17 protein-coding genes are annotated in these 22,348 nt (G+C 61.5%); 14 read left to right on the top strand and 3 right to left on the bottom strand.

What is annotated here, in order from left to right:
• Positions 1-22 precede the first annotated feature (22 nt).
• On the bottom strand, positions 23-1,540 hold the full coding sequence (locus tag AAE029_RS11190; protein WP_371072914.1) for a putative N-acetylmannosamine-6-phosphate 2-epimerase: 1,518 nt from the start codon (positions 1,538-1,540) through the stop codon (positions 23-25).
• A 66-nt stretch (positions 1,541-1,606) separates the two neighbouring features.
• On the bottom strand, positions 1,607-2,356 hold the full coding sequence (locus AAE029_RS11185) for a GntR family transcriptional regulator (protein ID WP_371072913.1): 750 nt from the start codon (positions 2,354-2,356) through the stop codon (positions 1,607-1,609).
• A 189-nt stretch (positions 2,357-2,545) separates the two neighbouring features.
• On the opposite strand from AAE029_RS11185, the gene AAE029_RS11180 reads away from it, so the two are divergent.
• From AAE029_RS11180 to AAE029_RS11140, 9 genes are all read left to right on the top strand, one after another.
• Positions 2,546-3,289: a FadR/GntR family transcriptional regulator gene (locus tag AAE029_RS11180; protein ID WP_371072912.1), complete on the top strand. Its 744-nt coding sequence runs from the start codon at positions 2,546-2,548 to the stop codon at positions 3,287-3,289.
• Positions 3,273-4,856, top strand: coding sequence for an ABC transporter substrate-binding protein (locus tag AAE029_RS11175; RefSeq protein WP_371072911.1), 1,584 nt, complete (start codon positions 3,273-3,275; stop codon positions 4,854-4,856). The genes AAE029_RS11180 and AAE029_RS11175 overlap by 17 nt, the downstream gene beginning before the upstream one ends.
• A 62-nt stretch (positions 4,857-4,918) precedes the next feature.
• On the top strand, positions 4,919-5,878 hold the full coding sequence (locus AAE029_RS11170) for an ABC transporter permease (protein WP_371072910.1): 960 nt from the start codon (positions 4,919-4,921) through the stop codon (positions 5,876-5,878).
• Position 5,879: 1 nt separating this feature from the next.
• A complete protein-coding gene (locus tag AAE029_RS11165; protein ID WP_371072909.1) occupies positions 5,880-6,755 on the top strand; it encodes an ABC transporter permease in 876 nt (291 codons plus the stop codon).
• Positions 6,756-6,775: 20 nt separating this feature from the next.
• Complete coding sequence (locus AAE029_RS11160) at positions 6,776-7,693, top strand: dihydrodipicolinate synthase family protein (RefSeq protein WP_371072908.1); 918 nt, start codon at positions 6,776-6,778, stop codon at positions 7,691-7,693.
• A 7-nt stretch (positions 7,694-7,700) separates the two neighbouring features.
• The gene (locus AAE029_RS11155; protein ID WP_371072907.1) at positions 7,701-8,717 is read left to right on the top strand and encodes an ABC transporter ATP-binding protein; all 1,017 of its coding nucleotides are present in this window, start codon (positions 7,701-7,703) and stop codon (positions 8,715-8,717) included.
• Entirely contained in the window at positions 8,718-9,674 is a 957-nt protein-coding gene (locus AAE029_RS11150) for an ABC transporter ATP-binding protein (protein WP_371072906.1), read from the top strand.
• 22 nt (positions 9,675-9,696) lie between these two features.
• Positions 9,697-10,641, top strand: coding sequence for a dihydrodipicolinate synthase family protein (locus tag AAE029_RS11145; protein WP_371072905.1), 945 nt, complete (start codon positions 9,697-9,699; stop codon positions 10,639-10,641).
• An 83-nt stretch (positions 10,642-10,724) separates the two neighbouring features.
• Positions 10,725-11,942, top strand: a complete 1,218-nt coding sequence (locus AAE029_RS11140; protein WP_371072904.1) for a TIGR03862 family flavoprotein — start codon at positions 10,725-10,727, stop codon at positions 11,940-11,942.
• Here the strand turns inward: AAE029_RS11140 and AAE029_RS11135 are convergent.
• Positions 11,929-13,200 carry a DUF763 domain-containing protein gene (locus AAE029_RS11135; protein WP_371072903.1) on the bottom strand — a complete coding sequence of 424 codons (1,272 nt, stop codon included), beginning with the start codon at positions 13,198-13,200 and terminating at the stop codon, positions 11,929-11,931. The two genes, AAE029_RS11140 and AAE029_RS11135, sit on opposite strands and share 14 nt — an antisense overlap.
• A gap of 332 nt (positions 13,201-13,532) precedes the next feature.
• Between AAE029_RS11135 and bcsN the strand changes: the two genes are divergently transcribed.
• The 5 genes from bcsN (at position 13,533) to AAE029_RS11110 (ending at position 22,348) form a co-directional block, all read left to right on the top strand.
• The gene (gene bcsN / locus AAE029_RS11130) at positions 13,533-14,450 is read left to right on the top strand and encodes a cellulose biosynthesis protein BcsN (RefSeq protein WP_371072902.1); all 918 of its coding nucleotides are present in this window, start codon (positions 13,533-13,535) and stop codon (positions 14,448-14,450) included.
• A 95-nt stretch (positions 14,451-14,545) separates the two neighbouring features.
• On the top strand, positions 14,546-16,735 hold the full coding sequence (gene bcsA / locus AAE029_RS11125; RefSeq protein WP_371072901.1) for a UDP-forming cellulose synthase catalytic subunit: 2,190 nt from the start codon (positions 14,546-14,548) through the stop codon (positions 16,733-16,735).
• A complete protein-coding gene (locus AAE029_RS11120; protein WP_371072900.1) occupies positions 16,732-19,107 on the top strand; it encodes a cellulose biosynthesis cyclic di-GMP-binding regulatory protein BcsB in 2,376 nt (791 codons plus the stop codon). Before bcsA ends, AAE029_RS11120 begins: the two co-directional genes overlap by 4 nt.
• Positions 19,104-20,156: a glycosyl hydrolase family 8 gene (locus AAE029_RS11115; RefSeq protein ID WP_371072899.1), complete on the top strand. Its 1,053-nt coding sequence runs from the start codon at positions 19,104-19,106 to the stop codon at positions 20,154-20,156. Before AAE029_RS11120 ends, AAE029_RS11115 begins: the two co-directional genes overlap by 4 nt.
• Complete coding sequence (locus tag AAE029_RS11110; RefSeq protein ID WP_371072898.1) at positions 20,153-22,348, top strand: cellulose synthase; 2,196 nt, start codon at positions 20,153-20,155, stop codon at positions 22,346-22,348. Before AAE029_RS11115 ends, AAE029_RS11110 begins: the two co-directional genes overlap by 4 nt.

Here is a 22,348-nt window from a genome sequence, read left to right as displayed (position 1 = left end):
GCATGCATGTCCCGAGGAATGGCTAGCGGCTCCCTCCGGCGAGATTCGCGACCCCGATGATCCCTGCGCGGCTGCCGAGCTTCGCCGGCACCAGCCTCGGCATCAGACGAGGTGCGACATCCGAAAGGTGAGCGCGCATGAGATCGAGATAGCCGTCCGCAAGCCCGATGCCACCGCCGATGACGATCCGCTGCGGATCGAGCATCATCTTGATATCGCGACAAAGCATGGCGGAGCGGAAGGCGGATTTCGAAACGATGGCCTTCGCCCACTCCTGCCCCTGTCGCGCCGCTTCGAATACCTTGGCAGCGTCCACCGCATGTCCCGCCTTCAGCGCCTCGTCGGCGATCCAGCGGCCCGATACCTGATCCTCGAGCGGCGACCTGCCCTCGGTCGGGCTGCGGATAAGGCCGAAATGTCCTGCAAGGCCTGAAAGCGGCCGGCCATTGATGACGATGCCGCCGCCGATGCCGGTCGAGATTGTCAGAAAGACGAGATCGACACCACCGCCGGCGCCGAACCTGTATTCGCCCCAGGCGGCCGCCTGCGCGTCGTTCACGGCAAAGACCGGCCGACCAAAGACTGCCGTCGCTCTTTCGACCAGCGGATAATCGTTCTCAATGCCAAGCGTTGCCGGATTGAGCGCGGACCACAGACCATCCTGAACGAAACCGGTGACGGCAATACCGATGCGTTGATAGCGATCGTCCCACAGCCGAACGTGATCGGCAATGGTCGCAAGCCAGGCATCCGGTCCCGCTTCCCGCGCCGTAGCTATGACGACGTCCGCAAGGACTTCGTCGCCCTTCACCAGAGCAGCCATGGTCTTGGTACCACCGATATCGATGGCGAGCACGGCCTCCGCTTCGCTGCGCGCATAGGCATCCGCGACGGCATCGTGGAACCAGGACGTGACATGCTCCGTGCGCGTGATGGCCGAACCGACCACGACCGCATAAGCCCCTGCCTCAACCGCGGCGGCCGCCTGTTCGGTCGTGCGGATGCGGCCTTCAGCGATGACATAGGGCGTCAACGACCGCATGGCGGCAATGAGATCAATGTCCGGGTCGACGGGTTCCGGACCGCCAACGTAGCCCGAGAGCGTCGTACCGACGAAATCGACACCCGCCGCAAGCGCCCGACGCGCATCGTCAAGGCACGAACAATCGGCCATGGTGAGTTTGCCCCTGGCCTTCACTGCCCTCACCAGGTCTTCGATCGATGCCGGCCGCACCCGGTCGGTCGCATCGAAAGCAACGACATCGGCTCCGGCTTCCGCCAAGGCTTCGGCATCGGCAACGAAAGGCGTGATCCGCACCGGGCTTTCATTGAGATCGCGCTTGATGATGCCGATGATCGGCGCCGATACTTCGGGCCGCGCCGCCTCCAGATAAGCGATGGATTCGATTCTGAGCGCCCCTGCTCCGGCCGAAAGCGCCGCCTTGGCGAACCCGACCACGAAATCCGCATTGTCCATCGGCCCGCCGGGAACCGGCTGGCAGGAAATAATCAGGCTGTTTTTGATATCTTCGCGCTGCAATCGTGATCCCCTTTCGGCATCACGATAGTTGGAAAAGACCAGATTACAACCAGTTTGTTACTGGTATTATCTCTGCAGTTCGAACACGAAGTCGTAAACGTCGCCCTTGTAGCGGGTCTCACAATATTCGACGATCTGCCCATCACCGAGGAAACACCGTCTTTCGGTCATCAGCAGCGGCGCTCCGGCTTCGCAGTGAAGATATTTGGCATCTTCGGTGGAGGCGGCGCGGGAGCGCATTCTCTGGATCGCGCGCTGCGGTATGAACCCGCGCGCATCGAGCGCCTCATAAAGGGAATCCCTGACCAGCTCCGGCGAAGGCAGGAATCGCACCGGAACTGCCGACGTCTCTACGGCGATCGGTACGCCATCTGCCGTCCGCACGCGTTTCATTCGAACGACGTTGGCGTTCCCGGCAATGCCGAGCGCCATCATCTCCGCCGGCGACGGCCGGCTTATGTGTTTGGAAAGCCAGAGACATCCCGGCACGAGACCACGCGCGCGGATATCCTCCGAAAAACTCGTCAGGGTCGAGAGCGACTTTTCGACCCTCGACCCGACCTCGGTCTTGAAGCCGTGGCGGCGGTTGAGCAATCCTTCCTCTTCGAGCAGCGCCAGGGCCTTGCGTACGGTCACGCGCGAGAGCGCCAGAGTCTCGGCAATGACGCGCTCGCCGGGCAGGATAGCGCCCGCCTTCAGCGCATTGGAGCGGATCGCCTCTTCGATTGCCGTCTTGAGCCGCTTGTAGAGCGGCAGCGAGGAAGCTGAAGCGCTCAACTCCCTTCCGATCCGTTCCATCAACACATCGGCATCCATTCCCGCCACCTCGCAACCGGCTCACTTCAAAATTTTTCCGCGGCGCACGTTCTGGACCTATACTGGTATTAACATGCGGGCGCAACTCATGTCTCTGCCAGGTTCCTGGAGTGGGTAAAGTTACCTGCCCATTTGACAGATATCCTACAAGTGGATATGTAGTCACTCATAAATGAGGACTGGCCAGGCATGACCCTGAAATCGATGAAACCTCTGACGCGCGCACCTCTGCTGCATGTTTCCGTGCAGGAAAGCCTGCGGTCCTACATCAACGACAACGGGCTGAAGCCCGGAACGCCTCTGCCACCGGAGGGAGAGCTCGCAAGCCAGCTGGGCGTCAGCCGCAATTCGCTCCGCGAAGGCATCAAGGCGCTGGAATCTCTGGGCGTTCTCGAGACACGGCGCGGCGTCGGCATCTTCGTGAAGGCATTTTCCTTCGAGCCTCTGCTTGACAATCTCGCCTATGGCCTCGGCGGCGCGCTCCGCCAGATCGAGGAAGTCATCGAGATCCGCCGGGCGCTCGAAGTCGGCATGATCGCCAAGACGTTGGAAGTGATCGGCGATGAGGATATCGCCGAACTTCGCGAAACCGTGAAGCGCATGCGTGTCCATGCCGAGCGCGGCGAGGCCTTTGCCGAGGACGACCAGCTGTTTCACCGCCTGCTTTTTCGCTGCCAGGGCAACGAGACGCTCGCACGGCTGATCGATGTCTTCTGGCTCGCCTTTTACAAGGCGTCCGATTTCGTCAACCTCGACAATGTCGACCCGATGGCCACTTGGCGGGATCACGCCGCCATCGTCGATGCGATCGAGGCAAAGGATCTGGAGGAGGCGCGCAGGCGCCTGGATCGTCACTACGAGGGCATCTCTCGGGTGATCGCGCATAACAAGACGGCTTCGAATATGGGAGGAACAAATGAAGAGACTGTCTAGACTATCGGCAATAGCATTCGCGGCCCTGATGACGACGGCCGCCGTGCCCGCCTTCACCGCGCCGGTACAAGCCGCCACCCTTTCCGGCGGCTTCGATGTCGGCCCCGGCGGTTTCCAGGGCAACTTCAATCCGCTGGCAGCCACCGCAGGCTTCACCTGGCTCAGCGTCTATTACGAGCCACTGATCACCTATGACGAGAAGCTCCAGAAGGTCGTCGGCGTGCTCGCCCAGTCCTATGAGGTCAGTCCCGACCAGCTGACCTATACCTTCAAGCTCGTCGACGCCAAATGGCATGACGGCAAGCCCTTCACCGCCAAGGACGCCAAGTTCACCATGGGTCTTGCAACGAACGCCAAGACGGGCTCCGTGCTCGCTGCCCGGCTGAAGGCGGTCTCATCCGTCGAGGCGCCGGATGACCACACGCTGGTCATCAAGCTGAGCGCCCCGACCGCCAGCATTCTCGATACGCTTACCAAGGTGATGATGCTGCCCGAGCATGCGCTTGGTTCCATCCCCGCCGACCAGCTCCCAAAGAATACATGGTGGTCGACCACCCCGATCGGCACCGGACCGTTCAAGTTCACCAAATACGTGTCCGATCAGTATGTCGAGCTCGCAGCCAATACGGATTATCGCGGCGGCAAGCCGGCGCTCGAACGCGTCATCAACCGGTATTTCGCCGATCCCGCGGCAGCGATCGCAGCCCTCAGGGCGGGTGAAATCCAGTTCACCTATGTCGACGCCAACGATGTTCCGACCTTCAAGGACGACAAAGCCTTCAAGGTCATCGAGGGCAATTCCTTCGTCGTCAATTATCTCGGCTTCAACCACGAATCGCCGATCTGGAAGGACGTTCGCGTCCGCAAGGCGGTGATGTACGCGATCAACCGCGACGCCATCATCAAGAGCCTCTATGGCGGTGCTGCCAAGCCAGCGAACTGCGCCTATATCGCCGATCAGTTGGTGCCGAAGGACATCGACAGCTATGCTTACGATCCGGAAAAGGCCAAGAAACTGCTTGAGGAAGCCGGGTGGGAGCAGATCAACGGCAATAAGCCGATCACTGTCCTGACCTATTACACGACCCCTCTGGCGACCAATGTGCTTGCGGCCGTCCAGGCCATGCTCGCTCAGGTCGGAATAAATATCGTCCCGCGCGCCGTCGACACGCCGACCTATAACAGCATCGTGCTCAATCCGAAGCCTGACGTCGCGCAGTTCCAGATGGTCTATGCCGGACTGCAGAACGGGCCGGACGCCGGCAGCATCAATGTCGGTTTGAACGAGAAGCAGATCCCGCCGGCCGGCCCGAATGTCGTTCGCGCCCGCATGCCCGACCTGAACGCCGCCCTTGATTCCGCCCTTGGCGAAACCGACAGCGCCAAGCGTAACGCCCGTTACCAGGATGTCTGCAAGGTGATGAATTCGAACCTGCCGTGGGCGACCCTCTGGGTGGCAAACCGCTATGGTGTTGTCTCATCCAAGGTTCAGAACTTCGTCTGGACGCCGGCGCCGGGCGGCGGACCCTACAAGGCCGATCCGCAGAAATGGTCGGTCGCCGAGTAATCAGCCTGGTTTGAAGCAGAGCGGGGATGGCGCGAGCCATCCCCCGACGAGACGGAAACGAAATGCTCCGATACAGTCTTCGACGCCTGGCGATCGGCGTGGGAATGCTGCTGGCCTTGAGCCTGCTCATCTTCCTGCTGCTGCGTCTGACCCCCGGCGATCCGATCGATGCTTATATCGACCCGAACATTCCGATGTCGCCGGCGGAACTGGCCGATCTGCGCAGCCGGCTCGGGCTCGATCAGCCCCTGCCTGTGCAATATTTGGCCTGGCTGCAGCAGGCGGTGACAGGCAATCTCGGCTATTCGATCAAGCGGCTCGATCAGCCGGTGCTCGGCCTGGTATTATCTCGGATCGGTCCTACCGTGCTGCTCATGGGCACCGCGATCGTCATCGCCATCGTCGTCGGCATCGTCACCGGCGTCATCAGCGCGGTGCGCCGCAATTCCGCGACCGATCTGTCGTTTTCGGTCTTTGCCCTTGCCGGCATTTCCAGCCCGGCCTTTCTCAGTGCCCTGATCGGGCTCTATCTCTTTTCGGTCCGCCTCAACTGGGCGCCTTCCGGTGGCATGCTCACGCCGGGCGAGCCGTTTTCGATCGGGGATCTGCTCAGCCACCTTATTCTGCCGGCCGCACTTCTTGCGACCGCCCAGGCCGCCCTGATCATGCGCTACATGCGGTCATCGCTGTTGGAGGTCCTCAATCAGGACTATGTGCGCACCGCTCGCGCCAAGGGCGTCAAGGAATTCTGGGTGATCGCCAAGCACGCGCTCCGCAACGCGCTTCTCCCGGTCGTCACCCTCATCGGCTCGACCATCGGTCTTGCCATCGGCGGCGCGATCTTCATCGAGAGCGTCTTCAACTGGCCCGGCATGGGACTGCTGTTGGTCGACTCCGTCGAAACCCGTGACTATCCCGTCATCATGGGTGCAACTCTGGTCATCGGCGCCTGCGTAATCGTCGTCAATCTTTTGACCGATATCACCTACGCGGTGATCGATCCGCGCATCAAGGTAGGTTGAGATGCTCGCCCGCTCCCCCTCCGCAAGCCCCGGCCCGATGGCGCGTGCCCTGCAGCGCTTCACGCTCAACCACGCGGCGATCTTCGGGCTTTGCGTCGTCATTCCGATGCTTCTGCTGATCCTCAGCTATCCGCTGTGGTGGACCTTCAAGCCGAACGACATCGATCTGCTCGCCATGAACAGCGGCCCGACGGCAACGCATTGGTTCGGAACCGACGGCGTCGGCCGCGACGTTTTCGCCCGTGTCCTGGAAGGCGGCCGAATTTCGCTTGTGGTTGCGGTCGCATCCACCGCGATCTCGGCGATCATCGGCTTTCTTGTCGGTGCCCTTTCCGCATTGGCAGGACGCTGGGCCGATGCCGTCACGATGCGCTTCGTCGATCTCGTCATGACCTTGCCGCCGGTGATCTTCCTGCTCGTGCTTGCCTCGATCGCGGGTACCGGCATCTGGCCGACGGTGTTCGTCATCGCCCTGCTCTCCTGGCCCCTGCTGGCGCGAATGATCCGTTCCCGTCTCCTCGAATTGCGCGAGCGCGATTTCGTGCTCGCAGCGCGCGGCATGGGCGCGGGGCTCCCGCATCTTCTCTTTCGCCACGGCCTGCCGAACTCGATCGATATCCTGGTCGTCTATGCCACCGTGCAAATCGCAAACGCCATCATCCTGGAGGCCGGCCTCTCCTTCCTTGGCCTCGGCATCGCGCCGCCTGCCGCAAGCTGGGGCAACATGCTGAATGCCGCGCGCTCCACGGCCGTTCTCGAGCAGTATCCATGGCAATGGCTGTTTCCCGGCGGTGCGCTGATCCTTGCCGTCCTTGCAATCAACTTCATTGGCGATGGTCTGAGGGACGCCTTTGATCCTCGCGCCGAACTCAACTGAGAACCTGAAAGAAAGCGAAAATGACCAAATTCCGTGGTGTAGTTCCCCCTGTCGTGACACCGCTCAATCCGGATTTCACCGTTGATTACCCGTCCTATACGCGTGTGCTCGAACATCTGATCGGCGCCGGCTGCCACGGCGTCTTCGTCCTCGGCTCGACGAGCGAAGTGGTCTTTTATGATGAAAAGACACGCCGCGAGATTCTCGAGCACACCGTCAAGGTGGTCAACGGACGCGTGCCCGTCATCGCCGGCGTCCTCGATCCGACCACGGATCGCGTGATCAGCCATTCGAAGGTGGCAAAGGCCGCCGGTGCTGACGCGGTCGTCGTCACCGCCCCGTTCTATACCGTCACCAGCCAGCCGGAGATCATCGATCACTTCCGCTACATCAGGGATGCAGTCGACATCCCGCTGGTTGCCTACGACATTCCCGTCTGCGTCCATGTCAAGCTGGCCCGCTCGACGGTGACCACGCTCGCAAAGGAAGGCGCGATTGTCGGCCTCAAGGATTCGAGCGGCGACGACGGCAATTTCCGCTATGCCCTGCTCGACCTTGCTGAGCACAAGGACGTCTTCCTGATGACCGGCTCGGAAATCGTCGTCGACAACGCCCTGATGATGGGCGCGCACGGCGTGGTGCCCGGCCTCGCCAACGTCGATCCGCACGGCTACATCAGGCTTTGGGACGCAGCCCAGCGCGGTGACTGGGTCGCCGCCCGCAAGGAGCAGGAGCGCCTCTGCAGTCTCTTCGAGATCGTCTGGGTCGCACAGGCCCGTGTCAGCGGCGGCGCTTCCGGCGTTGGCGGCTTCAAGACGGCCATGCGCCGCCTCGGCATCATCGACACCAACATCATGCCGAGACCCCGGGCCGCCCTCAACGAGGCCGAGGCGGCGAGGATCGACGAGATCCTGCGCTCGACAGGCCTGCTCGGCTGAGATCGATATGGAAAAACGCGCCGAACCCATTCTGGAGATTGAGGGGCTGCGAACGGTCTTCCGCACCAGAGGCGGCGAGATCACAGCGGTCAACGGGATCGACCTCACGGTATCGCCCGGCGAGACCTTGGCGCTCGTCGGCGAATCCGGCTCTGGAAAATCCGTGACCAGCCTGTCTGTCATGCGACTTCTGACCCGAAAAGTCGGCGCAATAGCAGCAGGCAGCATTCGCTTCAGGGGCAAGGACGGCACGACGCGCGATCTGGTCACCCTCGATGAGGACGAGATGCGGAAGATCCGCGGCGATGACATCGGCATGGTCTTCCAGGAACCGATGTCCAGCCTCAATCCCGTCTTCACGATCGGCGACCAGATCGCGGAGCCCATCCGCATCCATCGCAATGCCGATCGGAGAAGTGCGATGAAAGCAGCCGTCGCACTTCTCGAAAGCGTCGGCATTCCCGATGCCAAGCGCCGGGCCGGTCAATATCCGCATGAGCTGTCGGGAGGCATGCGCCAGCGCGCAACCATCGCCATGGCGCTCGCCTGCGACCCGACGCTGCTGATTGCCGACGAGCCGACGACCGCGCTCGACGTGACGATCCAGGCGCAAATCCTGCAGCTGCTGCTGAAACTGCAGCGCGAGCGTGGGATGGGCATGCTCTTCGTCACGCACAATCTCGGCGTCGTTGCCGAGATCGCCCATCGTGTCGCGGTCATGTATGCGGGACGCATCGTCGAGGACGGCCCCGTCGGCGAGGTTTTTCGCAATCCCCGCCATCCCTACACGATTGGGCTTCTCGCCTCCATGCCGCGACTCGGCGAAGCCACGCGCATGAAGCAGGCGGGGCAGAAGCTGGCCGCCATTCCGGGCGTCGTACCGAGCCTCGCCAAGATGCCCGCCGGCTGCGCCTTTTCACCGCGCTGCAAGTTTGCGATCGATGCCTGTCGCGCCGCCGTGCCGCCGCTTGCGGCCGTCACGCCGGCCCACGGTAGCCGTTGCATTCGCTGGCAGGAGATCTAGATGACCGACGCTCCCTTGCTTTCCGTCCGTGACCTGACCAAGCACTATATCTCACGCGGCACTCGGCTGAACATTCTTCAGGGTATCTCCTTCGACATCGGCAAGGGCGAGGTCATCGGTCTCGTCGGAGAATCCGGCAGCGGCAAGACCACGATCGGCCGCTGCGTGCTGCGGCTGGTTGAGCCGTCTTCGGGCAGCGTTCGTTTCGACGGTATGGAACTGACTGAGCTCTCGTCCTCCGCGCTCAGGCGGGCGCGTCCGCGCATGCAATATATTTTCCAGGATCCCTTCGCGAGCCTCTCGCCGCGCATGACCATCGGCGAGATCCTGACCGAGGGTCTGAAGATCCAGGGCATCGGGACCGGCAAAGAGAGACTTGACCGGGCGCGTTCGGCTCTCGAGAAGGTCGATCTGCCAGCCGACGCCGTCAACCGCTATGCGCATGAATTTTCCGGAGGCCAGCGCCAGCGCATTGGCATTGCCCGCGCCTTGACCCTTGCACCTGATTTCATCGTCGCCGACGAGCCGGTCTCCGCGCTCGATGTCTCCATTCAGGCCCAGGTGATCAACCTGCTGCGCGATCTGCAGCAGGACCTGAACCTCACCATGCTGTTCATCTCCCATGATCTTGCCGTCGTCGAATATATCTGCGACCGCGTCATCGTCCTCTACCTCGGGCGCATCATGGAGATGGCGCCAAGCGCCGACCTCTATGCCCGGCCACAACATCCCTATACGCGTGCGCTCCTGTCAGCGATCCCGTCGCCCGACCCCGACGCGACGCGCGATGCCCAGCTACTGAAGGGAGACATACCAGGCCCTGCCAATCCGCCGAGCGGCTGCGTCTTCCGCACTCGCTGTCCGAAGGCGCTCGAAGCCTGCGCCAGGACCATTCCGGAACTCAGGGAAATCGCGCCAGGGCATTTCAAGGCGTGTATCCGCGATGATCTGAACTGAAACCTGAAGAAGGGAGAAGAGAGTGGGCACGCACATACCGGAGCGCTCGCGTCAATCCATAGGCGGCAATTGGGCAAGTCTCCTCCTGCCGATCGCCGCCGACGACGGCATCGAATTCGATAAGCTCGGCGAAGAGATCGACATTCTGATCGAAGCCGGCGTCGACGGCATCTATTCGAATGGCACGGCAGGCGAATTTCACAATCAGACCGAGGCGGAATTCGACAGGATCCAGGCCATGCTCGCCGACAGATGCCGAAAATCCGGCATGCCCTTCGTGATCGGCGCCTGCCAGCCGGACCCGATGATCATGCTCGAGCGCGTCCGCCGCGCCGCCCTGCTCGCTCCGCTGGCGATCCAGGTCATCCTGCCGGATTGGTGGCCCGTCACTGACCAGGAGGCGATCGACTTTCTAAGGCGGGTGGCCGAGACCGCCAATGGTATCCCCCTGATTCTTTATAATCCGCCGCATGCCAAGCGCGTTCTTGCGCCACGAGAACTGGCAGGCATCTGCGCGGCCTGCCCTGAGGTCATCGGCGTCAAGCTGGCGGACGGCGACAAGGACTGGTATGCGCAGGCGCGCGCACAATTGTTGCCGCTTTCGCTTTTCGTGCCCGGCCATCACCTCGCGACGGGCATGAAGCAAGGAGTTGCCGCCGGCGCATTTTCCAATGTCGCCTGCCTCAGCCCGCGCGGGGCACAGCGCTGGACAGACCTCATGAAGCAGGACATTGAAGCCGCACTGGAAACGGAACGCCGGATCTGCCGCTTCATGGACGAACACATCGTGCCGTTCCGGCAGAAGTTCGGCTATTCCAACGCTGCCTTGGATAAATTGCTCAGTGCCGTCGGCGCTTGGGGACCGGTCGGCACTCGCCTGCGCTGGCCCTATCGCTGGATTGCCGAAGAGGAGGCGGTGCGCCTGCGAGCGATAGCGCGGCGCGACTTGAGTCACATCCTGATCTGAAAATTCTGCCTGACCGGGCTCGACATCATCCGCGATACCAGCCAAGAGTGCCGAACATTTGGTACGGTAGATCAGGCAGGCAAGTGAAGAGAGACATTGCGATCATCGGCGGCGGCCCCGCGGGGCTCACGGCGGCTGAGGTGCTTTCCTTCTCCGACCATCGCGTGACGATCTATGAGGCCATGCCGACGGCCGGCCGGAAGTTTCTGCTTGCTGGAAAATCCGGCCTCAATATCACCCATGCGGAGGATTACGCGCGTTTTGCGGATCGCTTCGGCGCCGCGTCCGGCCGATTGGGCGCGGCGCTGGACGTTTTCAGGCCTGATGATGTGAGGGCGTGGGCTGCGGGGCTTGGCACCGAAACCTTCGTCGGCTCCTCCGGTCGTGTCTTTCCAAAGGTGATGAAGGCCTCTCCGCTCCTGCGCGCCTGGCTTCGCAGGCTGGAGACGCAAGGCGTCAAGCTTCTGACGCGCCATCGCTGGGCGGGCTTCGCCGAGAATGGATGCGTTTTCGAGTCTCCGGAGGGTCTGAAAACCATCAACTGTGATGCCACCCTGCTTGCGCTTGGCGGCGCCAGCTACCCGCGGCTGGGATCTGATGCGGCCTGGATCTCGCGGCTCGGCGCCCGAGGGGTGGAGGTCAACGATTTTCGACCCGCCAATTGCGGCTTTGATGTCGGCTGGAGCGACCAGTTCCGCGAGCGTTTCGCCGGCGAGCCGATCAAGGCGGTTACAGCCACATCGGATGCAGGCACATTTCCCGGCGAATTTGTGATAACCCAAAACGGCATCGAAGGCAGCCTTGTCTACGCCCATGCCTCAAGCCTGCGCGACCAGCTTGAATCGGCGCATAGCGCCACTCTCGTGCTCGACCTGATGCCGGGACGAACCTTGGAACGGCTGGCACGGGATCTGGGCCGACAGGATGCCAAGGCAAGCCTTTCCAACCGCCTCCGCAAGGGCGCAGGGATAGAGGGCGTCAAGGCTGCTCTGTTGCGGGAGCTCATGGGCGAAACCGACCGAACCGATCCCGAGGCTCTCGCCAGGCTCATCAAGGCCTTGCCGATCCCGGTTCTCAGGACCCGCCCCATCGCGGAAGCCATTTCCTCAGCCGGCGGTGTCCAATGGAGCAGTGTCGATGATGCCTATATGCTCAAGGCGCTGCCGGGCGTCTTCGTTGCCGGGGAGATGCTCGATTGGGAAGCTCCGACCGGCGGCTATCTGCTGACCGCATGCTTTGCGACCGGACGAGCGGCCGCCAAAGGAATCGAGGCATGGTTGCGGACGGTCAACGGCGCTTGACCTGTTCGCCGGGTCCATCCGCCTCGAAAGGCGGCTCCCAGCCAAAGACGCTTCTGCCGCCGAATTCGGCCGACTGGCGGAACTCGCCTGCGACGATTTCCTTCAGATCCGGCCCGGTCACATAGCGCTCGAGCTGGCGGGATTGGTCGTCCAGCCGTTTCAGCGCCTGCAGCTCTTCCTCTCGCCCGAGCCTCGCCTTCTGCACCGCCGATTTCATGACATTGATGGTCTCGTCATAGACGTTGAGCGGCACGGGAAACGGATGGCGATCCTTGCCTCCATGAGCAAGCGAAAAGCGGGCGGGATCGGAAAAGCGGCAGGGCGCGCCATGCAGGACTTCGGCGACCATGGCAAGCGCCTTGACCGTTCGCGCCCCGACGCCGGGGACGAGAAGGAGTTCCTCGAAATCCCTCGGGCCGCGATCGGCGGCTGCGGCAAGATTGGCATGCAACCGCTTCATGTTGACATCGCTTTCCCGCACGTCGTGATGCGCGGGCATGATCAGATGCGGCAACATCGGCTGGAGATTGTCCGAGGGAGCCACGCGGTCGGCTTCCAGCGCCGATACCTCTCGAACGATGCGATCCGGGCCGAATGAGCTCAGAAGATTGAGCTGACCTATCCGTGAAGGAGCCGCCCGCCGATCGGCCAGATTGATGATCTCCCCTTGCGTCCTGCCTTCGATCGCCGCGTGCGGGGAATCGACGAAACTCTTCAATCCTTCCGAAAGCCAGTGATAGCGTCTGGCCTGCCGGCGCTCCCCGTTCATGCCCTGCTGCACCACCACCCAATGGCCGTCATCCGTCACGATGAAACCGTGAAGATAGAGATCGAAACCGTCCTGAACCGCGGCGCTGTCGACCTTGGCGACAAGCCGGCTGGTCGTCGCAAGTGCGGCGCCGTCGAATCCCTTGCGTTCTCCGAGCATCACCAATTCGTCTGGCGTCTTGCGCGAATGATTGCCGCGACCACCGCAGACGTGAATGCCGAGCTCGCCCGAAAGCGGCGTCAAGCCTCGCTTCAGCGCGCCGATGACGCTCGTGGTGATGCCGGACGAATGCCAATCCATGCCCATGACGGCGCCGAAGGACTGGAACCAGAACGGGTGGGCCAGCCGTCTCAAAAGCTCGTCTCGGCCATAGTGATAGACGATCGCCTCGGTGATGACAGCTCCAAGCCGTGTCATGCGCTCGCCAAGCCATCTCGGGACACGCCCGCCGTGAAGGGGAAGATCGGCGCTCCCTGCTCTTTGTCCCATTTCGTTCCCGCTGCTCACTCTATTGATCGCGAAGATCTGTGATACATCCCAATAAAGGATAGATCATGGAAATGTCCGTGCGGGCAAGGATGTGGTCGTCAGGAGCCAACCCATCTGCTTTCCGTCTGCGCAACAGGCGCGCTTCTTTCCAGGCAGCGTAGGCTTGCATGCCGCGGCGGAAGCCATTCATTGTTGTAACGTCTTGAAACAACAATGGCTTTTGATCCATCAGAGTTAATAATTGCTTAACGACTTCTCTTGCTTATTCCTGACCTATGTCATGGAATCCATTGATTCGACAGACACTCGCGACATGTCGCCTGGGTGGCTCGATGCCGAGCGGGACAGCTGCGTTTATCGATAAGCGCCGCTTGAAGTCGGTATCGCTGACGGTAGCGCTCGCAATGCTTTCAGCCTGTACGACGAATGGAGAGGTCCGCTCGCCCCAATCGACGCAGACCGTTCCCAGCGAGAATGCCCTGGCCTTCCCGCCGCCGGGCGGTCCTTCAATCGTCAGCGTCATCGAGCGGCGGTACGACAACGGTGTCGAACAGGACATCTCACTTTTCACCTCCGCCGCTACGCCTGGGCAGAATGCTCTGCGGATAAAGTTCCTCGGCGCCAGCGGTTCGCAACCGAACGGGGTCGGAGCGGCATCCTTCGTCACCATTAAGGACAGTACGATCAATCGCGAGATTCGCCGTGAATTGCCCAGGGTCGTCATGGCGCGTTCACCGCTTTTTCTTCAGAACAATTACGGCCCCTTCGGCTACGCCTCGGGCAGAAGCCGCCTCGGCGATACCTGCATTTACGCATGGCAGCAGATCCGTTCGAGCCAGAATGCGCAGACGGCGGTACGCAATTTCGGCATGATCCAGGTTCGGCTGAGGCTGTGCGACGCCGTGGCAACCGAGCGGCAACTGCTCGCCGTCATGTACGGCTATACGATCACCGGTTCGTTCAACGGCGAGATATGGAATCCCTATGGCTCGGTCGCAGGAGCCGATCCTGGGCTTGGCCGCACCGGAAACCCTATCTATCCTTATGAAGCCGATCCGACCCACCGGCCACCACCGATCGGCTACGAGCCGGCACGGATCATCGTCCGGCCCGCATCCGCCCCGCCTGTTCCGACCCGCCGAACCGCGCCGGTGCCGAGAACGTTACCTTCACCAACCGGCCCGATTGTTCCACCGCCACCAGACCAGAATGGCGGGACGAGCGGGATTGTCGTTCCTTCGCCGCAATAACCGGAAAGGGTGATGCGGGCTTCGGCCCGTAAGTGGTGAAATGTGCAATACCGGGCTGCGAGTACAGTCGGTGTGCCCTGGCTTGAGGAGCAAGCATGCAGAAGGTCCGCAGCACTGTAATCTGGGCACTGGTTTCCCTATGCGTTTTAGCCCTCGTTACCTTGCCGGTAAATCTGCAGACCCAACTCATTGCCAGCATCACGGTGGTGACCATCATGGCGGTCATCAAGATTCTCCATGGCGAAGGAATGTGGCGTCAGATCGCCTTGGCGTTCGGAACGGCGATCGTGCTGCGCTATGTCTACTGGCGCACGATGAACACACTGCCGCCGCTCAATCAGCCCGAAAACTTCATTCCCGGCTTCCTGCTCTATCTCGGAGAAATGTACAGCGTGATGATGCTGGCATTGAGCCTCTTCGTCGTCGCGCGCCCGCTTCCGCCGCGCCCCTCTCGCGCGGCGACGCCCGGCAAATTTCCCTATGTCGACGTCTTCATCCCATCCTATAACGAGGATCCGGAACTTCTGGCCAACACGCTAGCGGCGGCCAGAGCTATGGATTATCCCGCCGAGAAGCTGCAGGTCTGGCTGCTTGATGACGGCGGCACGCTCCAGAAGAGAAATTCGAGCAGACTGCTTGAAGCGCAGGCGGCCAATGCGCGCCATCGAGAACTGAAGCAGCTCTGCGAAGAACTCGGCGTCCATTATCTGACGCGCGAGAAAAACGAGCACGCCAAGGCCGGAAATCTCAACAACGGCATGTGGCAGTCGAAAAGCGAGCTGATCGCTGTCTTCGATGCGGACCATGCGCCGGCGCGCGATTTTCTCCTCGAAACCGTCGGCTATTTCGATGACGATCCAAAGCTTTTCCTCGTCCAGACACCGCATTTCTTCATCAATCCGGATCCGCTCGAACGCAACCTGCGAACCTTCGACAGGATGCCGAGCGAGAATGAGATGTTCTACGGCATTATCCAGCGTGGCCTCGACAAGTGGAACGCCGCTTTCTTCTGCGGCTCGGCGGCCGTCCTGCGCCGAAAGGCGCTCGAGGATAACGGCGGCTTCAGCGGTATCAGCATCACCGAGGACTGTGAAACGGCGCTCGCCCTGCATGGACGCGGCTGGACCAGCATCTATGTCGACAGGCCGTTGATTGCCGGGCTTCAGCCTGCGACATTTGCAAGCTTCATCGGCCAGCGCAGCCGCTGGGCGCAAGGCATGGTGCAGATCATGCGTTTTCGCTTCCCGCTTTTCAAACGCGGCCTCTCCTTTCCTCAGCGGCTTTGCTACATGTCGTCGACACTGTTCTGGCTCTTCCCTTTCCCGAGAACGATCTTCCTTTTCGCGCCGCTTTTCTATCTGTTCTTCGATCTCGAGATCTTCACCGCGTCCGGGGGCGAATTCCTGGCCTATACGCTCGCCTACATGCTCGTGAACCTGATGATGCAGAACTATCTCTATGGATCGTTCCGCTGGCCATGGATTTCGGAACTCTACGAATATGTTCAGACCGTCCATCTCCTGCCGGCGGTCATCTCGGTTATACTCAAGCCGCGAAAGCCGACATTCAAGGTGACGGCGAAGGATGAGTCGGTTTCGATCAGTCGCCTGTCGGAAATCAGCCGGCCGTTTTTCGTGATTTTTGGCGTGCTGCTCGTCGCGCTGGCGATCAGCGTCTACAAAATCTACACCGAACCCTATAAGGCAGACATTACACTGGTCGTCGGCGGCTGGAATCTCCTCAATATCGTTCTCGCCGGATGCGCGCTGGGCGTGGTTTCGGAGCGCGGCGAGCGGTCGTCATCTCGACGTGTCAGGGTCGACCGCCGTTGCGAATTCGGCATCGACGGCACGTTCTACCCGGCATCCATCGAGGATGTGTCCGTGCATGGCGCGCGTGTAAACGTGTTCAGCAGGGATCTGGCCGAGCTCGCCGTCGGCAGTACCGGAGAAATCCGCATCCAGCCCTATGGCAGCGCGAATGAGGAAACGTTGCCGGTTACCATTCGCAATCTCCAGGCATCGGGCGACATCACCGCACTCGGCTGTCAATACGTGCCGAAGAGTGCGCTCGACCATCGACTGATCGCCGACCTCATATTCGCCAATTCGGAACAGTGGACGCAATTCCAATTGTCCAGGCGCCGCAATCCCGGTCTCATTCGCGGGACAATCTGGTTTCTCGGACTTTCGCTCTATCAGACGAGCCGCGGGCTCGTTTACCTCTTCCGTGGTCTGCGGACCGAGAAGGAAATGCGGGAAGCCGCAAGATCGGAGGCGCGATGAGAGCGCTGCTCGCGGCCTGCCTGATCCTCATCAGCGTTGTCGCAAGCGCGCGGTCGCAAACGGCACCCTTCGATATGTCGCCTGAGCGGCCGGCGGGCGCGGTACCAGCCGCTCCTCGCCTCACCTTTCCGCCTGCACAAACTCCGCCCGCTCAACCGCCTTCAGCACCTCCCGCACCCGCACCGCCCGCCGTTGCGCGGCCTGTGTCGCCGACGCCCAAGGCCGCGAACTTGCGGCGCTACATCGTGCCCTTCTCGCAGCTCGGGCTTCATGGTGAATCCGACGAACGCACCTGGTCGGTCTATCTGACACCTGAACAGGCTGCCGCCCCGGCAAAATTCAACTTCGCCTATCAGAACGCGGTCGTGGTCGCGCCGGAGATCTCGAAGCTTTCGGTGCACGTCAACGACAGGGTCATCGGTGAAAAGCAGATAAGCTCGCCCAATGGGCCTTCGTCAGTCAGCTTCGATATCCCGCCGGGATTGCTCCAGCCAGGGTCGAACCTCGTCACCTTCGAAGCCAGTCAATACCATCGGACGGATTGCAGCATCGAATCCACCTACGAACTCTGGTCGGAGATCGATCCTAAACAGACTTATCTGAGCTTTGCCGGCGCGGACGCGGCAAAGCTCTCAAGCACGGACGCGGTGCGCGCGATCGGCGTCAACGAGACTGGCCGAACGGAATTCGACTTCGTCGTGCCGGCACTCGAACAGCCCGGAACGACGAAGCCGCTGATGCGGCTTGCCCAAGGACTTGCGATCCTTGGCGGCATGCCCAATCAGTCCTTTGCCTTTAGCACCAGCCCGCCACCGCAACCGGCGCCCGGCAGGCTGACCGTCATGGTCGGCACCGCGTCCGAGCTGCAATCGATTTTTCCGGCATTGCCGGCGGCGGTTCAAACCGGGCCGCTTGCCACCTTCGTCACCGACGGCAAGACCGGTGCACCGATTTTGCTCATCAGCGGTCCGTCATGGCAGATGGTCGAAGCCGCGATCGACAGCATCGTCTCGCCGGCCGACAGATCTCTCGCCGTTCGCCGCGACGTCATCGTAACGCAGAAATGGCGAGTTCCGGATGCGCCCCTACTATTTTCCGACAAGCGGCTGACTTTCTCGCAACTTGGGGTGAGAACCACCGAATTTTCCGGCCGTCGCTTTCGCAGGGAATTCAATATCGCCGTTCCCGCTGACTTCTATGCGAACGCCTACGGCGAAGCCACCATACTGCTCGATGCGGCCTATGCCGATGCCGTCCTGCCGGGCAGCCACATCGATGTCTATGTCAATGGCAACATTGCCACGACCGTACCGATAACTTCGTCGGGTGGTGGCATCTTCCGTCATCTGCCGATCCGCCTGACGATGCGGCACTTTCGACCGGGCATCAATTCGATCGTCATCGAGGCCGGCCTTTTGACGCGGGAGGATCAGCTGTGCGTGCCCGGCTCGACACGCTCCGCCACGCCCCGTTTTGCAATTTTTGATACCTCCGAATTCCACATGCCGGATTTCGCCCGCATCGGACAACGTCCCAATCTTGCCGCAACCACCGGCACTGGATACCCTTATTCACGCTCCACGGAGCCGATTCCGCTCTATATCGACAGGGTCGATGCCGATACGCTTTCGGCGACAGCGACCCTTCTCGGCCAGCTTGCGATCATGGCCGGCCACCCGCTGCCGATCGATATTGTCGCCTCGCCGGCTGCCATCGGCGATCGGAACGCCATTTTCATCGGGTCAATATCGCAGATGCCGCCGACCGCGCTGTCGCAGCTCAACATCGCCGCCGCGAGCCAGGCCTCCTGGAGGGCACCTGAGCAAGGACAGTTGAGCAACCCCGATACAAGCGCGGCATTCGAAGAATGGCGCTCCAAGGTGAGAGGTGGCAGTTGGCGGGGTCAGATTTCCGCCTTCCAAGACTGGATGCGGCGCAACTTCGACATCTCGCTGAGCAGCTTGCAGTTCGTGCCGAGCATCGAGGAAACGTTCACGCCATCGAATGCCGACACATTGATGATCGCCCAGGGAACGAGCCCCGACGGCGGCGGTACCTGGACGATCGTGACCGCACCGATGGCAAAGGATCTGCGGCAGGGAATAAACACTCTGACGGAACAAGAGAATTGGCCGCAAATCGTCGGCCACATCACCACCTACGCCGCCGCCACGGGGAAGGTCGAGATCGTTCCCGTCACGCGATTTGATTTCGATCCTACGGTCGCGCCCTCCTTTTCCAACTATCGCCTGATCGTTGCGAACTGGTTGTCCACCAATGTGCTTTCCTACGCTCTGCTGCTGGTGATCCTTGCGGTGCTGCTTGGTCTTGCAACTTCGGGCATGCTCTCCAATCTCGGAAGACGGCGATGAAATCACCGAGCTTCCACGGCCTGCTTGCCGGCCTCCTGATCACGCTTGCCGCATGCGGCGGAGCAAAGGCACAGCCGTCGACGATCGATGCGGAATCCTGGTCCGCCTACAAGGCGAAATTTCTCGATGCCAGCGGCCGCATCGTCGATGACGGAAACGGCAATGTCAGCCATAGCGAAGGACAGGGATACGGCCTCCTGCTCGCCTATCTTGCCGGCAGCCCATCCGATTTCGAACAGATCTGGTATTTCACACGAACCGAACTGCTGCTCAGAGATGACGGTCTTGCGGTATGGCGCTGGGATCCTGCCGCCACGCCGCACGTCACCGACACCAACAACGCCTCTGACGGAGATATTCTGATCGCCTATGCGCTTGCGCGCGCCGGCGCGGCCTGGAACCGAAGCGATTATGTCGAGGTTGCGCCGAAGATCGCGCAGGCCCTGCTTTCCGAAACTATCGTCGAGCGAAACGGTTTGACGCTGCTATTGCCGGGTGTTTCCGGCTTTTCGGCGGAAGATCGCAGTGATGGTCCGATCATCAATCCCTCTTATTGGATATTCGAGGCCTTTCCGCTGCTCGCGACGCTGGCACCCTCCGAGAAATGGGGCAAGCTCACCGAGGATGGAACCGGCCTGCTCAGGAGGATGAAGTTCGGGCCACGACAACTGCCGTCGGATTGGGTGAGTATGGAGACAATGCCAAGGCCGGCTGAGGGCTTTCCGGCGGACTTCGGCTATAATGCTCTGCGTATCCCGCTTTATCTTCTTCGCGGTGAAATTGAAGACAAGGATCTGCTGAGACGATTACAGCAGGGCATGACAGGAGCGGAGGGCACACTTTCCACGATCGACGTTGAATCCGGCGCCCCGAAAGAGATGCTCGCCGATCCCGGTTATGAAATTATTAACCATGCTGTGGCCTGTGTAGTGGACGGTACGAGGCTTCCGGCCTCGGCGAAGCGTTTTGAGCCGACCCTTTACTACCCGTCTACGCTTCATCTGCTCGGTCTGTCCTACGTCGCGGAGAAACATCCGGAGTGCCTATGAAGTCGTCCCTCATCACATTGTCCGTGGCGGCCGTGACGGCTTCCATCGTGATCGGTGTGAGGGAGGGCGACGCCATAACCGGCAAGCTGGAAAATTTCCTGGGCCGTCCGTTGCATCCTCCGCAGCTCATGCTGAAGGGAACGATCGGATCTCCCGATTTCCGGCTCCTGGAAAAGCGGGATCGCGTTATCAAGGTTGCGGAGATGGTAGGCGAGAAGGAACCGCTTGTGGCACAGGCAACGCCTGCCCCGTCTCCTGGGCCTCCGGCCGCGCCGCCGCAGCAGCCAGCCGTGGACGAAAGTGCGCTTCGTTATTTTGCAAGCCGTGGCGATACGGCGCGGCTTCAGGCTGAGATTTCCCGTCTGAGAGCGCTCTATCCCAACTGGACGCCGCCGGCCGATCCGCTTGCCGTACAACCGAGCGGCGACAGGCAGCTGGAGGCCATGTGGCAGCTTTATGCCGATGCGCGCTTCGCCGAGTTGCGTAAGGCGATCGCCGACCGGCAAGCCGCCGAACCGGGCTGGCAGCCGCCGGCCGATCTGCTGGATCGGCTTGATGTGGCCGAAGCCCGCGCGCGGCTGATCAACGCGTCCGATCTCAAACAATACCAGACCGTCGTCGATATCGGCGCCGCCACACCGAGTATTTTGACCTGCAGCGAAGTAGACGTGCTCTGGCGCGTGGCGGAAGCACTCGCCAATACGCAAAGGCCGCAACGCGCCCGCGACGCCTACCTCTACATCCTCAAGAATTGCGAAAACCCGGCCGAACGGATCGCGACCATCCAGAAGGCATCCGTACTTCTGCCATACCCCGCCATGCAGGAGCTCCTCTCGCAGGAGCGGCCGAGACCGGATGGCGGCCGGGAATTCGAGAGTATCCGTGACGATCTCGCACGTCGCTTCGTGGCCGAGGCAAACGAGGATCCGAAGCTGACGATCGCTCCCGATTATCTGATCCGGCTCGAGCATCTGGTCGAGACTCAGGGGCTCGCATCCGACGCCCTGCTGCTCGGTTGGTACAATCTGCGCCGAAACAATGCCACGGAAGCGGAAAAATGGTTCCGCATGGCCCGCGCCAAGGAGGATTCCGCCTCCGCCTCGCAAGGGTTGGCTCTGGTCCTGATCGATCGCAAGGCGCCGCAGGAAGCCGAGGACGTCATGTACAAATGGCGCGACTCGTCCAAGGACGCCACCGCGACCTATCTCGCAGCAACCGCCAATCTTCTTGCCCTCGAGCCGCCCGTGGCGCTGCAACCCGACATCCTGCAGAGAATTGCAGCCGAGGTGATAAAACAGCGTGATCCGGAAACGGCTCAGCAATTCGGATGGTACGCCCGCGCCCTCAACCAACCGCAGACCGCTGCCCGATGGTTTGAAACCGCCTTGCGGTGGAAACCGGATGACGAACCCTCCGCCTATGGCCTGGCCATCACCCGGGATCAGCTCAACGACCGCAGGGGCGTTGCGGAAATCCAACGCCTTTGGCAAGGCAGGTCGCCGCGGATCGCCAATCTTCGTGAGGTCACGCCCCCCGAGGCTGGGCCGCAGGCGCCCTTGCCGCCATCAGGGCCTGTTGTACAGCAGCAGGCTCCTGCTGCTCCACCGCAAGCCGTGGTCCGGTACCGGCGGCCGGCCGAAACGGTCTCGATCCGTCGCGGGCCGCGGCAACCTCGCGGCTGCTCGACGACAATCGATCCCCGGAGACTCTCTCCAGGCGACGCGCTTTCACGCGGCTGGTGTCTCATGGATATCAACCGTCCCATGGAAGCAGCCGCCGCCTTCGAGGTCGCCCTTGGCAGCTCACGCGGATCCGCGCGAGAGGACGCCGCCTATGGCCAGAGCCTCGCCTATCTGCGCGTCGGCCTCACAAGCAAGGCCGCCGTCGCGGCGGCGAAGGCGCCGCTCAGTCGGCAGCGAGCATCAGAACTCCAGACGGCCATTCTAACCGATCGCGCGACGGCTGCCTTCGACGCCGGTCGCTACAGGGAAGCGTTGATGTTCCTCGATCAGCGTGCCCAATTTCAGCGCGAACGGATCGATCTGATGGTCCTGCGCGGTTATGCCTATATGAACCTGAAGATGTATGGCGATGCCAATCGCGTCTTCGAAGCGGCAGCGGCAACCGGCAACCCTGACGCCATGCGCGGATTGGCGGATGTCCGCAACGCGCGGTTCGGCGGTTTGAAATAA

Source organism: Sinorhizobium sp. CB7 (assembly GCF_041357635.1).
Taxonomy (GTDB): Bacteria; Pseudomonadota; Alphaproteobacteria; order Rhizobiales; family Rhizobiaceae; genus Rhizobium.
Note: the sequence above shows the minus strand (reverse complement) of the source record. Positions and strands in the feature narration are given on the sequence as shown.